The sequence below is a fragment of the Bacillota bacterium genome (assembly GCA_023511455.1).
Taxonomy (GTDB): Bacteria; Armatimonadota; HRBIN16; order HRBIN16; family HRBIN16; genus HRBIN16.
This window is the reverse complement of record JAIMBJ010000006.1, coordinates 1-14,050: the sequence shown is the minus strand read 5'-3', so window position 1 is coordinate 14,050 and position 14,050 is coordinate 1. Positions and strand designations below refer to the sequence as shown.

Here is a 14,050-nt window from a genome sequence, read left to right as displayed (position 1 = left end):
CCTGTATAACGGTAGAGGGCAACTTTTTCCGAAGCCCTTCGCTCATCCTCTGGACTCCTCCGCGAGCCTGGAGGTGAGAGAAGGTTATGGATATACTCATTGGCACAATCACGGGTCTGGTGGTGGCAGCCGCCGCCACAGTTATCCTATGGCGAACGCTGATACTACCCAGAGAGAACGAGGTCAAGGCGCGCCTGGCTCAACTGCAGCAGGAGCGCGAGGAGACGCTCAAACAGATAGACGCACTGAAAAAGGAAGCTGTGCTGGAGGCAAAGGAAGAAGCCTACCGCATCCGCGCAGAGGCGGAACGCGAAAACCGCGAAAAACGCGCGGAGATACAGAGGATAGAGCGAAGACTGGCTCATAAGGAAGAGACCCTAGACCGGCGTCTGGAGGGAGTAGAGCGGAAGGAACGCTATCTGGCTGCCAGAGAGGCAGAGATAGAGAACCTGCGCCGCGAGGCGGAGGCTCTGGTGGAACAGCAGCAACGGGAGCTGCAGCGTATCTCCGGCTTGACCCCGGAAGAGGCAAAGCAGATATTCCTGCGCGGCATCGAGGAGACCGCCCGTCAGGAGGCAGCCCACCTCATTCGCGAGATCGAAGAGGAAGCCCGACGCGAAGGGGAACGGCGCGCCAGAGAGATACTGATCGACGCCATGCAGAGGTGCGCCGTAGACCAGGTGACCGAAACCACCGTTTCGGTGGTGCCTTTGCCCAGCGATGAGATGAAGGGGCGCATCATCGGGCGGGAAGGACGCAACATCCGCGCCTTCGAGATCGCTACGGGCGTCGACCTGATTATCGACGACACGCCGGAAGCGGTGGTGCTTTCCTGCTTTGATCCCATCCGGCGCGAGGTGGCGCGCATTGCGCTGACCAACCTCATTGCGGACGGGCGAATCCACCCGGCGCGCATCGAAGAGGTGGTGGAAAAGGCGCGCGACGAGGTGGAGCGGCGCATCTGGGAGGCGGGCGAACGCGCGGTGCTGGAAACGGGTGTAACCGGACTGGCACCCGAGCTCGTCAAAATGCTGGGTAAGATGCGCTATCGCACCAGCTACGGGCAGAACGTGCTGGCGCACAGTGTGGAGGTCGCGCATCTGTGCGGTGTGCTTGCCAGTGAGCTGGGCGTGAACGTCGCGCTGGCGAAAAGGGCGGGACTACTGCACGACATCGGGAAAGTGGCAGACCACGAGCAGGAGGGACCGCACGCGCTGTTGACCATCGAAATCCTGCGCCGGTACGGCGAGCCCGAAGAGGTGGCGAACGCCGCGGGAGCGCACCACTTTGACGTCGAACCCGCCAGCATCGAAGCGCTCATTGTGGCGATAGCGGACTCGCTCTCTGCCGCGCGACCGGGCGCACGGCGCGAGATGCTGGAAAACTATGTCAAGCGGGTGCAGAGTCTGGAGAAAATCGCGGACTCTTTCCCCGGCGTCGAGAAAGCGTTCGCGGTGCAGGCGGGGCGCGAGGTGCGTCTCATCGTCAAACCCGACCAGGTGGACGACCTCGAAGCCATGCGGCTGGCGCGCGAAATCGCGAACAAGATCGAGCAGGAGATGGAGTATCCGGGGCAGATTAAGGTGACGGTCATCCGCGAGACGCGCGCTGTGGAGTACGCGCGATGAGCCACGTGGTGCGTGTGCTGTTTCTGGGAGACATCGTTGGCAGAGCAGGGCGCCACGCGGTGCAGCAGTGTTTGCCTTTCTTGAAAAAAGAGTTCGCTCCCGATATCGTCATCGCTAACGGGGAAAATGCGGCGGGAGGCATCGGCATCACGGCGGAAATCGCCGCGCAGCTCATGGATTACGGTATCGATGTACTGACCACCGGCAATCATGCGTGGAAGGAAAAAGCGGTGTACGCCTATCTGGATGCCGAGCCACGTATCCTGCGTCCCGCCAACTATCCGCCGGGTGCACCGGGGCGTGGATGGGCAGTATACCCGGCTGGGGGGCACGCACTGGCAGTGGTGAACCTCAGCGGCAGGGTGTTCATGGACCTGGTGGATTGCCCCTTCCGCGCAATAGATGCTATACTGGAAGAGGTCAAGCGCACCACACTGCTGGTGCTGGTGGACTTCCACGCGGAAGCCACCTCAGAGGCACAAGCCTTTGGCTGGTACGTGGACGGGCGGTGCAGCGCGGTGATTGGCACGCACACCCACGTGCAGACAGCCGATGCCCGTATCCTGCCGCAGGGCACCGCCTACATTACGGACGTGGGCATGTGCGGTGCGCTGGACTCGGTGATCGGGATGCAGGTCGAGCAGGTGGTGCAGAAGTTTCGCTCCCAGTTACCGGTGAAGTTCGAGGCAGCACGCGGACGGCCGGCAGTGCATGGCGTCTGCATAGAGATTGACGCCGTCAGCGGCCGTGCTTGCGAGATACAACGATTTCAGGCGTTGCCCGATGCAACGGGCGTCAAAATGCGCGCTGAGCACGGGCTACCACCCGAATAAGGGCACTCCACGGAAACGAGGTGAACCGAAGTGCGAACATGGACAGTGTGGCAGACAAGGTTCCTGGCGGTGCTGGCGGCAGCCTGTCTGGTTGCCAGCCTGAAAGCATCGGCTCAACAGGAGCTGGTCATTTTCAAGGGCGACAGGCCCTCCGACGCAGGGCTGATACTGAGCGGATGGGGTAGTGGCGACATCCGCGAGTCGGGCGAAGCGGTCTACATCGGTAGTACCTCCCTGCAGGTGGTCACCCAGAGCTTCTATCAGGGCGGGCGTATTGCCTTGCAGCAGCCAATCAGCCTGGGTCATTTTGCCACTGACCCCCATGGGTATCTGCTGTTCCAGGTGCGATTGCCGGGCGGTACCGGCAGTCTTTACACGGCGGGCTATGGTAGAGGCGCAGGCATGGGACTGCCGCCCGGAATGGGCGCCCCCGGCATAGGTGCGCCGGGAATGCCGTCTACAGGACGCCGCGGTGGTGCAGCGACCGGCGCCGGAAGGGCGGCAGGTAGAGCCGGTGGAATGCTCGGCGGTATGACTGGTCCACCGACGGGTCCCGGAGTGGGAGCACCGCCCGGTATGGGTGGCGGTGTGCCGGGTGCACCGGGCGTAGGCACGGGGCGACGTACGGGGGGTGTGACTGGCGGCGTGCCCGGAATGCCGGGAATTCCCGGCTACGGTGGTTACCGGGGTGGCTACCCTGCACCCACGATGACCACGCGGGTCATGAAGCAGATGCGTGTGGTTGTCGTTACCGATGACGGTAAGCAGTACGAGGCAGTTGCCCCGTTCGAGCCGCCCATTACCGACCAGGAAGGCTGGTTCCCCATCGGCATCGCGCTCGGAGCATTCAAAGGATTGTCTCCGGACGCGAAGATCAAGGAAATCCGCGTCTTTGGTGACGCTTATGGCGTGTTCTACGTCGGCGAGATACGTGTGGCAACCGATCCCACCCCCATCACCGGGGACGCCGGCGAGGAGCAAATCGTTGCCGCCAACGACCTGGTGAGACTGGAGGCACGAGCCAGCGCAGGCATTACCCCGCTGAAGTACTCGTGGGATTTCGATGCCAGCGATGGCATTCAGGAAGACGCGATCGGCAAGGTAGTTACCACGCGCTACCGCAAGGCGGGTGAATACATCGTCACGTTGACGGTCACCGACGTATTTGGTTTGAAGAAACCCTTCGTCGCGACCACCAAAGTCACTGTGAACGAGTAACCCAACCCACTTTCTGACCCCCTCTCCTGCAAATCGGGAGAGGGGGCTTTATTCTGCGCTCTCTGCACAAACGTATCCCATTTGCCACAATCGTTAACAGGGGGTGAAAACTTGACAAAATGCCCTTTGTGAGGCTATATTCACATAAGGGGGAGAGCAATAAAGATGCACAGGCTGGACGAGCGCAAAGCCTTCATTTTGCAGGCAGTGGTGCAGGATTACGTGGCTACCGCCGAGCCGGTGGGCTCGGAGGCGGTAGTGGAACGCTATCGCCTGCGCGTCAGCTCTGCCACCGTGCGCAACGAGATGGCGGAGATGGCGGAGATGGGCTATTTGCGCCAGCCGCACGTCTCTGCAGGGCGTATCCCCTCCGACTTGGGCTACCGGTACTATGTGGAACACCTGATGAAACCGGTGCCGTTGAGCAAATTGCTCTCTCCTCAACAGACCAGTCTGTTTTCGCCAACCAACCCCGAGGTCGGCGAGGTAGAGCGACTTCTGCAAGCCACGTGTCGTCTGCTTGCGCAGATAACCCACTACGCTTCGGTAGCAACCGCGCCGGAGACGGATGTGGTCTCGATACGCCATATCTTGCTGTCTCAGCCTGCTGCGGACAAGCTGCTGCTCGTGGTGGTAGCTAGCAGTGGACAGGTGGAACACCGGCTGATCCCCGTGCCCGAGCGGTTGAGCGACCAGCAAATGGCTCTTCTGGACAGGATGTTGCAGGAGCGCTATGCCATGCGCTCTGTGCGCGAACTGCTGAATGTGGAGCCTCTGGCCATTCCGCCGGAAATGCTCTCTGTGGAACCAGTGTGGAGGCTGACGGAGCAGGCGGCACAGGACTGCATCGAGGCACTCAGCCAGCAGGAGTTATTCCTCGAGGGTCTACAGCACATCCTCGAGCAGCCCGAGTTCCGGCAGGTGGAACGCCTGTATCCGGTGATTTCGCTGTTAGAGCGACCGCAGATGTTGATGCGCCTGCTGCAGAGGGTGGAGGCATCGAACAAAGTGCAGGTTATCATCGGTGAAGAGAACCCCCTGCCGGAGATGCGTTGCTGCAGTTTGGTGGCATCTTCTTATCGTATAGGCGACCGCGTGGCGGGCACGGTATCCGTATGGGGACCGACCCGCATGCACTATGAGGTGGCAACATCAGCCGTAAAATACATCGCCAATGCGCTGTCGCACGTGCTGACACAAATCAGTGTGAGCTCGTGAGAGGGGCATTATCGATATGATGGAGAGAGATGGGATGAAACGTAAATCGCAACGACATCACGAAGAGCAACCGGAAGCGCGCCAGGATCAAGCACAGGCTACCCCGCAGGAGATATCATCCGAACCGACGGGGGAGCCAGCTGCGGCAGACGTAGCGGGTCTGGAGGCGCGCTTGCGTGCACTGGAAGAGGAAAACGCGCTGCTCAAACAGCAGCTCGCCGAAAAGCAAGATAGCCTTTTGCGCGCGATGGCGGACTTCGACAACTTCCGCCGTCGCACACGCCAGGAGATGGAAGAAATCCGCCGCATCGCTCTGGAGGAGTTCCTGCGCAGTCTGCTGCGCGTCATGGACAACTTCGAGCGGGCTATGCAGGCGGCGGAAGAGAGCCAGTCTTTCGAAAAACTCATGGAGGGCGTGCAGCTCACCTACAGGCAGTTGCAATCCCTGCTGCGAGAGGCAGGGGTGCAGCCCATCGAGGCTGTAGGCAAACCCTTTGACCCCAATTTCCACGAGGCGGTACAGCGCGTGGAAAGCCCTGACCATCCCGATGAAACCGTGCTGGAAGAGGTGGAACGCGGTTACATGATACAGTCGCGGGTGCTGCGCCCCAGCCGGGTGAAGGTGGTAAAGAACTGATGGGAGAGCTGTTCGGAACCGACGGGGTGCGCGGCGTTGCCAACCGCGAACTGACCCCTCTTCTGGCATTGCAGCTGGGTATGGCTGCAGCTGCTGTTTTAGGCAACGGCAATCACGCCCCGCAAGTACTGGTGGGGCGTGATACTCGTCTATCCGGAGATATGCTCGAGGCGGCGCTGGTGGCTGGGCTGTGTTCTGCAGGGGCAAAGGTGATTCTGCTCGGCATCGTGCCCACCCCTGCAGTAGCTTACTGCACCAGGCACTCTCAGGTGGACGCAGGAGCAGTCATCTCCGCTTCCCATAACCCCTTCGAGGATAACGGCATCAAGTTTTTCAGCACCGAGGGATGTAAACTACCTGACGACCTCGAATGCCACATCGAGCAACTGATACGGGATTGGGAGAGCATCCCCCGCGCCCACAGGGAACGTATCGGCAATGTCCAGCGTGATAATGAGCTTATCGAACGGTACATCGCCCATCTCATCGCCAGCGCAGACTGCTCGCTGAAAGGGTTGCGCGTTGTCGTGGACGGAGCGAACGGAGCGGCTTACAGTATTGCGCCGCGTGTGCTTTCGCAGTTAGGCGCGGAGGTCATTCCCATACACTGTAGCCCTGATGGCATGAACATCAACGCCGGATGCGGTTCACTGCACACCCAGAGTATGCGTCAGGCCGTTTTGGAACAGCGTGCTGATGTTGGGCTCTCCTTCGACGGCGATGCGGACAGGGTTATCATGAGCGATGAGTACGGCAACGAGGTGGATGGCGACCGCATCATGGCGATGAGCGCGGTGTACCTGAAGGAGGCGAGTCGCCTCCGCAACAATGTGCTGGTTGCCACCATCATGAGCAACCTGGGGCTGGAAGAGGCGATGAAACAGCACGGCATCCGTCTGGAGCGCACCCGAGTGGGCGACCGTTACGTTGCCGAGCGGATGCGTGAACTGGGTGCCGTGCTGGGCGGTGAGCAGTCGGGACATATCATCTTCGCGGAGTACACCACCACCGGCGATGGTCTGTTGACCGCTCTGCAGGTGCTTGCGCTCATGCAGCGTAACGGAAAGCCTCTTTCCGAACTGGCGTGCGTGATGGACAAATACCCGCAGATAATACGCAATGTGCGCGTGCGCGACAAATACGCCTGGGAGCGGTACGAGCGAGCCAAAGAGGCGGAAGCCTGCGCGGCGGAGCAGCTTGGCAACCCCTCGCGCGTGAACATCCGCCCTTCGGGAACAGAGCCTGTGGTGCGCATCATGCTGGAGGCAACCGACCTCGCCCGTATGGAGCAGGTTGCAGAGGAACTCGAAAAAATAGTGCTGCAGGTGTGTGGCGAACCCGAGGATTGAAAACATGCTGCTGGCACTGGATGTGGGCAATACCAATATTGTGGTGGGGGTGTTCGACGGGCAGGAGCTGGTCGAACACTGGCGTGTGCGCACCGACCGCGAACGCACTGCCGATGAACATGGCTTGCTGGTGACACACCTGCTGCAGTATGCCTGCCTTCCGCCGGAGGGCGTGAAAGGCATCATTATCTCCAACGTGGTTCCCCCGATGACCGACGCCCTGCTGGGGATGGCACGGCGTTTTTTTCACGTGGAGCCAATTTTCGTCTCGCACGAGCTGGACCTGGGCGTGCCCATCCGCTACCACAACCCCAGCGAGGTGGGAGCCGACCGACTGGTCAACGCGGTGGCAGCAATCCATAAGTATGGTGCGCCTGCGATTGTGGTGGACTTCGGCACTGCAACCACGCTGGACGTGATTTCCCCGTTGGGGGAGTATCTGGGAGGATGCATCATGGCAGGCGTGGGTATCTCGGCAGAAGCGCTGTTCCGTACCGCTGCCCGCCTGCCGCGTATTGAGCTGGTTGCCCCACCGCACGTTATCGGGCGAACTACTGTGGAGGCTATGCAGTCGGGCATCTTGCTGGGCTACGCGGGAGCCATCGACGCCCTGGTGGAGCGCATCCACAAGGAGCTGGGCTGCGAAACGACAGTGGTTGCCACTGGTGGTTTGGCGGAGCGCATCGCCGCCGAGACTCGCACCATCCAGCACGTGGACCCCTGGCTGACCCTCGAAGGCTTACGCCTCATCTGGGAACGGGTGACAGGTGATTGAGACCGACGATGCATCGGTCCTCTCCAACACGCAGTTTTCGCGTATAACATGGCAAAGAAGTGAGGGCGTTTCGAACGCAGATTCGGGTTCCTCATCCGATACCATACCAGGGCAGCAAGCGCGCAATCGCAGGGGAAATCTTAAGGTACTTTCCTCGTCGCGTTTTGCGCCTGGTGGAGCCTTTCGCTGGTTCAGCCGCTATCAGCATCGCTGCAGCAGCGTACGGCAAAGCAGAGCGATTCTGGATTAACGACATCAACGCGCCACTCATGCACCTGTGGCAAACGATCCTTCATGACCCGGAACGGATTGCAGAGGATTACAGGAATCTATGGGAGGAACAGGCAGGTCGTGAACGCGCATATTACGACCTCATCAGACAGAAGTTTAATCAAACACACCGACCCGACTACTTACTTTACTTGCTTGCCCGATGTGTTAAAGCATCCGTACGATACAATGCAAACGGGGAGTTTAATCAGAGCCCAGACAAGCGCCGCCGGGGGATGCATCCAGCCACGATGCGCCGTCATCTCTTGAATGCTTCGCGCTTGCTCAGCGGGAGGACGCTGGTCACCGCTTGGCATTATCGTGATGTGCTGGACAAAGTCTGTTCCGATGACCTTGTGTATATGGACCCGCCCTATCAGGGGGTGTGTCGTGGACGCGACCCGCGTTACTACACAGATATAGACCACGAAGAGTTCATAGACTGGTTGTACAAACTTAACAGCCAGGGCGTTGCCTATCTACTCAGCTATGATGGGCATAATGATTTGCGACAGTACGGGCGTCCACTGCCCGATGACCTCAAACTCACGCGCGTCGAAATCCATGCTGGACGCTCCTCCCAAGCGACGCTCTTGGGAATAGAGGCATACACGGTAGAGTCCCTGTATCTTTCGCCTGCGCTTGTAGCAACCCTAGATAATCTGCCAGAAGCACCCGTGCGGCAGCAACAGTACATCCTTTTCGAAGCGTCTTAATGATGGATGAACAGCTAAGCATCTCAGGAGCGTACTAGCACGGGCGTCGGAAAGGGCACGGCGTCTCGTAGAACATATCCTACAGCACGGACAGGTAACCACCGAGGAACTCAGGGACCTCTACGGCTACGACCATCCTCCCCGAGCTGCACGAGACGCCAAGGAGGTGGGCATCCCGCTGGTAAGCACGCGGGTAAAGAATGCACAGGGGCGATCGATCGCTGCCTACAAGCTGGGAGACCTCAGCCGGATACGCCGGTTGACCGGTAGGCAGAACTTGCCCAAACGCCTGAAACGCGCACTCTCGGAACAATACGGAGACAAATGCCATCTCTGTCAGGCAGCGTTCCCGCTACGCCTGCTGCAGGTCGACCACCGCGTGCCTTATGAGATTGCTGGAGATATAGCTGACCCGATGCAGCATCTTGTAGAGTTTATGCTCCTGTGCGGCTCCTGCAACCGCGCTCAATCGTGGTCGTGTGAGCACTGTCCCAACTGGCAGGAAGACCGCAAGCCAGAAATCTGTAGAAAATGCTACTGGGCTAATCCCGAATCCTACCAGCATATTGGCTTGCGCCAGCTGCGCCGCCTCGACCTCGTCTGGACAGACGCTGAGATTGCGGTATACGAACGTCTCATCCGAAAGGCGCAACAGTCCAATCAGCAGTTACCTGATTTTGTCAAATCAGTACTCCGGCGGCTCACGGAGGAATAAATCACTCGCTCCACTCCACTTCTCAAAACCTCAAGCATTACATTCGCTTTTCCGATAATAAGGCTGTGAGGTTTGCGGGGATGTGGTACCGCCGGCACAAGTGGTTCTTTCTCCTGCTTTTCTTCGGGGTAGCTGCAGGCGCGTGGGCGCAGACGCCCGTAGCGGTGCCGCGCGTGTCGGTACAGGTGGGCACAGCACAGAACCCCAAGGATGTGGCGGTCACCCTGCAGGTGCTTATCCTGATGACCCTGCTCACGCTCGCGCCTGCCCTGCTCATCATGACCACCGCCTTCACGCGCATTGTGGTGGTGCTGGCGTTCCTGCGAACAGCCATCGGCACGCCGACCATCCCACCCAACCAGGTGCTCATCGGGCTGAGCCTGTTCCTGACCTTCTTCGTGATGGCGCCCGTGTTCAACGAGATTAACCAGAACGCTCTGCAACCATACCTGAACAACCGTATCAGCTTTCAGCAGGCACTGGCGAACGCCGAGAAGCCGCTGCGTGCCTTCATGCTGCGGCAAACCTACGAGAAAGACCTGCAGCTGTTTATCAACCTGAGCAAGCCCAAACAGCCGCCCCGTACGCCAGACGATGTACCCATCACCACCATTATCCCTGCCTTTATCCTGAGCGAGCTCAAAACGGCGTTTATCATCGGCTTCTACATTTACATTCCGTTTTTGATTATCGACCTGTTTGTCGCCAGCACGCTGATGAGCATGGGCATGATGATGCTGCCGCCTATTGTCATCTCCCTGCCGTTCAAGCTGTTGGTGTTCATCATGGCGAACGGCTGGACGCTGCTCATCGGCTCGCTGGCGGCGGGCTTCAAGTGAGGTGAAGAAGATGACAGAAGGACAGGTGCTGGAGGTAGGACGGCAAGCGCTATGGGTGCTGGTGCAGGTTGCGCTTCCGGTGTTGATATTCGGCATGGTGGCGGGAGTGCTGGTCAGCCTGTTTCAGGCGGTGACGCAGATTCAGGAAGTCACTCTCACCTTCGTGCCCAAGATGGTGGCTGTGGCGGTAGCGATAGTTATTTTCGGTCCCTGGATGCTGGCAACGATGGTAGCGTTCATGGTGCAACTCCTTTCGTTTGTGCCGCGGTAAGCGATGGATGCTGTCTGGGCAAGTACGCAGCTGTTCTGGGCGTTTCTGGTGGTGCTGTTTCGCGTGGGCGGGCTGATGGTTACCGCGCCGGTGTTCGGTAGCCCCAATGTGCCTGCGCCCGTGAAGATTGGTTTCAGCACCGCCTTTGCGCTTGCGCTTACACCGGTGACGGTGGACAAAGTGGGCGCGCCTCCTGAAGACTGGTGGTTGCTGGTGGGAATCCTGATCAGCGAGACGCTTTTCGGGATGCTGGTGGGATATCTGGTGTCGCTTTTTTTCAGCGCGGTGCAGATGGCAGGGGCGTTTATCGACATGCAGATGGGCTTCGGCATCTTCCAGCTGATGAACCCGTTCGCGCCGACGCCTGCGTCGCTGCTGGCGCAGTTCCATACCCTTCTGCTGGTGGTGGTGTATCTGCAGGTGAATGCCCATCACTGGCTGCTGGCATCCATCGCCGAGTCGTTTCAGGCAATTCCACCGCAAAGCGTGGCGTTAGACCCCGTGCGTCTGCAGCCAGTGTTGCTGGACGTGGTTTCGCAGATATTTATGCTGGCGATACGCATCGCCGCCCCTGCGACAGCGGTGCTTATCGTAGTGGATGCCGCGCTGGCGATAGTGTCTCGGGCGGTGCCGCAGATGCCGGTATTCTTCGTGGGCGCGCCCGCCAAGATTGCGATGGGGTTGCTAACGGTAGCCACTGTGCTGCCGCTGGTGGCGAACGTGTTCGTGAACACCATGCCTATCGCGGCGCAGCACGTGCTGAACCTGTTCAGGGCGATGGCACAGTGACACCCCTCACATGCCTAGCGCCTTGCACACCTCTTCTACCGGAGCAATCAAATCACCCTTGTAAGGGAAAGCAGGGCGCGACAGTTTGACCGTTCTACCATCCCACGTCTTCATCTCCCAGTCAAACGCCCGCAGTTCTACCCATCGCTGCCCCCATACTACCCGCACGCGCCAGTCCGTACAGGCTGTGCCAGAGGCATCGTATGGACCGGGGTGCCGTGCTAGTGGTACTCTCACTCGTCTTGTCCAAGACAAAGTTGGGCGTTCGCTATGTAGTGTGCATCCAGCTTCTCTGAAGCGCGATACAGGAGCAACAACCACCCCGTTGAGGTCCACCCTACCATCTATATCGATACCAGCACTATTCTGTCCGTGCAGCACTTTATGATGCAATACACGGTACAGCAGTCCCCATGCGATGGCTTCTGTCCATCTCGCGGAAGCCTCCACATGCTCCTGTTGTTCAACCACTACTAAAGTACGCCCCTTAACGAAGGCCACAGACGCATCATGGGATGTCTGCGAGGCAAATACGCAGGCTTCACCAAGTGGGCTCCCCGAAGGCAGACCGTTTTTGCCACGAGCACTCCTTGCTTCGTTTAACTGTGACGCGCCTGGTGCCATATGCCAGCTCTTTGGGCGATGATGTGCCTTTTCTGCGTTTGGAAAGATAAATATCTGCACATTCACTATCGTTTGGGGAAGAAGAGATGTTTTGCTGTCGGCGGTGAGAGGGTACTGCGCAAGAGATACATATCGACGCCAAAATATGCTGACGGTGTCCAGATGCAAGCCGGTATGTATGCCACTGTCTTCGCTTGGTATAGACGACAGTCCCGGTATTTCGTCCTGTGCATACAGTATATCTAAGGCAACTTGCCAATTCAATCCGCTAACTGCTCGTCCCGGAAACTCTCCCCATACGCAATGCTTCCAGACAGCCTCCCGATAGACGGAACCGTCGCTCCGGGCAAGTGTTTGAAATGCATCGTTTGGAGGAACTTCCTGCGCAATGCAATACGACGCCACGAGAGTTACAAGCACAGATAACAGCCCACTTTTCATCTTCTGTACCTCCTTTTCTCTTCTTACCGATCGGAAATCGGTTCAATGGTAGTCACGTTGGGGACGAAGCCTGCTGCTGGCGTCGGGTTCCACGGTTCGCTCGGACTTCCCGGCAGAATGGGACTGCCTGATTGTTGTCCATCTAGAAAGTAAATGTAATACCTTACCAATGCCTGCTTGTAACGACTGTCACGCTGCCATCCGACTGCGATTTCAATGCCACTAACCGACGATACAAAACCGTAAGAAGGGTCCCAAATCATATTGTCGTAGACCGCAAATTGATGATGCGATACCCCAAGGGACGTCAGCGGGGGCGCACCCGCAGGGTCTATTTGCTGGGTGTATATCCTCCAGCCGTTGCCGTTTGGTTCACCAGAGTAAGCGGTTCCTAAGGGGTAAGATCGCTGCGAACGCAGGGGATAGGCTCCCGCGCTAGTGACCAAACACACAAGAAAATCTGCAAGGTCATTACACTGCCCCCTCAAAGGTAACCAACCGTAACTGCCTAGGAACGTCTTGAGATGAAAGTCCTCTCCTCCGTCAGTATGATTGCGTGTGCAAGCCTGCAATTGTTGGACGGCAGCCCCAGTGATATACGTGCCCCTTATCCACAACTCTTTGGTTAATAATTCCGCAGCTCGTGTGGGACTGACTGCTTCCCTCGCCCAAACGCAGCTATACCGCAACACACTCACCCGTGCCGGGTTCATCGGAGCCTTCGGTGCATGTAACACCGCAAACACCTCCGAAGGGTTAGACCGAGTGCTATACTGCAAAACACCCACAGGCTGCCATGGAAAAACCGGTGGGCACCAGTAACTGACCCTCACTCCATAAGCGAGCATACTCTACATAACCCGGCAGCGCAGGCAACAGATACATGACATCAGGCGGTAACCAATCGCCACCCCCTTGCCACAGTTGCTGCCATATCACCGCACCCGTCACCGCGCTTTCGAATACGACCTTTACGGGACGCCATCCCATCAGCGCGCCAGCAGTGCCGTTCCAGCGGATAGCCAATCCCAAGGTACTCCCCTTCTTGGCGCAAACAGGCAATCCTAGCACGGAGGGGCTGGGCACGAGGTCTGCGCTACCCTCCACGTTGCCCCAGCGCAGTGGATACACATCGCTACCGAGCACAGGGAAATCCCATTGCTGCGCCCAGCACAGATTGGACGCCAGCACCAGCAAGAGGGTTACGCCAAAGAGGCGTTTCCACATCATTGGTCACCCCCTCCTTTACTCATGCTTGTTCTGCGTGTCCAGCTGCAAGATACCATGTCGGAAAAAATCAAGGGCTCAGAGGATGTTCGAGAAATCGGTGGATATCGGGTATATAAATTACTTAGGAGTTACGCAGTTGACCGCGAACCCCTATCGACAATACTACGATAACATGAAAACGGAAGCCAGTCAAGGGGAGCGATGCAGAAAATGAACCCGCCCAAATGCGATGATTTAGACTACATCCACTTCCTCATTGCCGCCCAGAAGGTCTTCACGTGCACCGAAGCAGCCAGATGCCAACCCGAAGGGCAACACTCTCCCGCCCACGATGCCTTCACTCGCCTGCTGCGCAGACAGCCTTTAGACACAGAGGCGTTGTGGCAGGAAGCGAAGGCGTTCGTAGACCCCAAGCGGGGTCTTTTGGACAAGCCTTATGCTCAGCAGATGGAACTGGTGACCACTCACTGGAGTGGCAAACACCAGAGGGTGGTGCG

General features: G+C 58.4%; 15 protein-coding genes. 13 read left to right on the top strand and 2 right to left on the bottom strand.

Features of this window, described 5'->3' with window-relative positions:
• Nucleotides 1-86: 86 nt before the first annotated feature.
• The 12 genes from rny (at nucleotide 87) to fliR (ending at nucleotide 11,258) form a co-directional block, all read left to right on the top strand.
• Nucleotides 87-1,628 (top strand): ribonuclease Y, encoded by a 1,542-nt coding sequence (gene rny / locus K6U75_05555; GenBank protein ID MCL6474500.1) that lies wholly within the window; start codon nucleotides 87-89, stop codon nucleotides 1,626-1,628.
• An 8-nt stretch (nucleotides 1,629-1,636) separates the two neighbouring features.
• Nucleotides 1,637-2,461 (top strand): TIGR00282 family metallophosphoesterase, encoded by an 825-nt coding sequence (locus K6U75_05550; protein ID MCL6474499.1) that lies wholly within the window; start codon nucleotides 1,637-1,639, stop codon nucleotides 2,459-2,461.
• Nucleotides 2,462-3,037: 576 nt separating this feature from the next.
• On the top strand, nucleotides 3,038-3,679 hold the full coding sequence (locus K6U75_05545) for a PKD domain-containing protein (protein MCL6474498.1): 642 nt from the start codon (nucleotides 3,038-3,040) through the stop codon (nucleotides 3,677-3,679).
• A gap of 165 nt (nucleotides 3,680-3,844) precedes the next feature.
• A complete protein-coding gene (gene hrcA / locus K6U75_05540) occupies nucleotides 3,845-4,897 on the top strand; it encodes a heat-inducible transcriptional repressor HrcA (GenBank protein MCL6474497.1) in 1,053 nt (350 codons plus the stop codon).
• A gap of 34 nt (nucleotides 4,898-4,931) precedes the next feature.
• Nucleotides 4,932-5,534 (top strand): nucleotide exchange factor GrpE, encoded by a 603-nt coding sequence (gene grpE / locus K6U75_05535; GenBank protein MCL6474496.1) that lies wholly within the window; start codon nucleotides 4,932-4,934, stop codon nucleotides 5,532-5,534.
• Entirely contained in the window at nucleotides 5,534-6,883 is a 1,350-nt protein-coding gene (gene glmM, locus K6U75_05530) for a phosphoglucosamine mutase (GenBank protein ID MCL6474495.1), read from the top strand. The genes grpE and glmM overlap by 1 nt, the downstream gene beginning before the upstream one ends.
• 4 nt (nucleotides 6,884-6,887) lie before the next feature.
• Nucleotides 6,888-7,658, top strand: a complete 771-nt coding sequence (locus K6U75_05525) for a type III pantothenate kinase (protein ID MCL6474494.1) — start codon at nucleotides 6,888-6,890, stop codon at nucleotides 7,656-7,658.
• 59 nt (nucleotides 7,659-7,717) lie between these two features.
• On the top strand, nucleotides 7,718-8,644 hold the full coding sequence (locus tag K6U75_05520; protein ID MCL6474493.1) for a DNA adenine methylase: 927 nt from the start codon (nucleotides 7,718-7,720) through the stop codon (nucleotides 8,642-8,644).
• A gap of 166 nt (nucleotides 8,645-8,810) precedes the next feature.
• On the top strand, nucleotides 8,811-9,359 hold the full coding sequence (locus K6U75_05515) for an HNH endonuclease (GenBank protein MCL6474492.1): 549 nt from the start codon (nucleotides 8,811-8,813) through the stop codon (nucleotides 9,357-9,359).
• 80 nt (nucleotides 9,360-9,439) lie between these two features.
• The gene (fliP, locus tag K6U75_05510; protein ID MCL6474491.1) at nucleotides 9,440-10,198 is read left to right on the top strand and encodes a flagellar type III secretion system pore protein FliP; all 759 of its coding nucleotides are present in this window, start codon (nucleotides 9,440-9,442) and stop codon (nucleotides 10,196-10,198) included.
• A 10-nt stretch (nucleotides 10,199-10,208) separates the two neighbouring features.
• On the top strand, nucleotides 10,209-10,469 hold the full coding sequence (gene fliQ / locus K6U75_05505; protein MCL6474490.1) for a flagellar biosynthesis protein FliQ: 261 nt from the start codon (nucleotides 10,209-10,211) through the stop codon (nucleotides 10,467-10,469).
• A gap of 3 nt (nucleotides 10,470-10,472) precedes the next feature.
• Complete coding sequence (fliR, locus tag K6U75_05500; protein ID MCL6474489.1) at nucleotides 10,473-11,258, top strand: flagellar biosynthetic protein FliR; 786 nt, start codon at nucleotides 10,473-10,475, stop codon at nucleotides 11,256-11,258.
• A 6-nt stretch (nucleotides 11,259-11,264) separates the two neighbouring features.
• On the opposite strand, the gene K6U75_05495 is transcribed toward fliR, so the two are convergent.
• Entirely contained in the window at nucleotides 11,265-11,495 is a 231-nt protein-coding gene (locus tag K6U75_05495; GenBank protein ID MCL6474488.1) for a hypothetical protein, read from the bottom strand.
• Between the two features lie 1,596 nt (nucleotides 11,496-13,091).
• Nucleotides 13,092-13,553 (bottom strand): hypothetical protein, encoded by a 462-nt coding sequence (locus K6U75_05490; protein ID MCL6474487.1) that lies wholly within the window; start codon nucleotides 13,551-13,553, stop codon nucleotides 13,092-13,094.
• 201 nt (nucleotides 13,554-13,754) lie between these two features.
• Here K6U75_05490 and K6U75_05485 point away from each other — a divergent pair.
• Nucleotides 13,755-14,050, top strand: a 296-nt coding sequence (locus K6U75_05485; GenBank protein MCL6474486.1) for an IS701 family transposase, incomplete at its 3' end; no start/stop codon positions are given.